The organism is Mesorhizobium sp. M1A.T.Ca.IN.004.03.1.1 (assembly GCF_003997555.1).
In the GTDB taxonomy this organism is placed as follows: Bacteria; Pseudomonadota; Alphaproteobacteria; order Rhizobiales; family Rhizobiaceae; genus Mesorhizobium.
This window is the reverse complement of sequence record NZ_RZTV01000932.1, coordinates 1-243: the sequence shown is the minus strand read 5'-3', so window position 1 is coordinate 243 and position 243 is coordinate 1. Positions and strand designations below refer to the sequence as shown.

General features: G+C 64.2%; 1 pseudogene. It reads right to left on the bottom strand.

What is annotated here, in order from left to right:
• Positions 1-243 (bottom strand): annotated as a pseudogene (locus EOD29_RS34415) (LLM class flavin-dependent oxidoreductase); the annotation flags it as partial.

The window sequence follows — 243 nt, the reverse complement described above, 5'->3', positions numbered from 1 at the left end:
GGCGCGTCGAGATTTCATGATCGAGCGGCAACAACGGCAACACCAGTTCGCCAAACCGATAGGCCTCCTCCAGATGCGGATAGCCGGACAGGATAAAGCTATCGATGCCAATGCGCCGGTATTCGTCGATCCGTTCCGCAACTGTCGCCGCATCGCCGACCAGGGCGGTGCCGGCGCCGCCGCGCACCAGGCCAACGCCAGCCCACAGGTTCGGACTGATTTCGAGCTTGTCGCGGCGGCCGC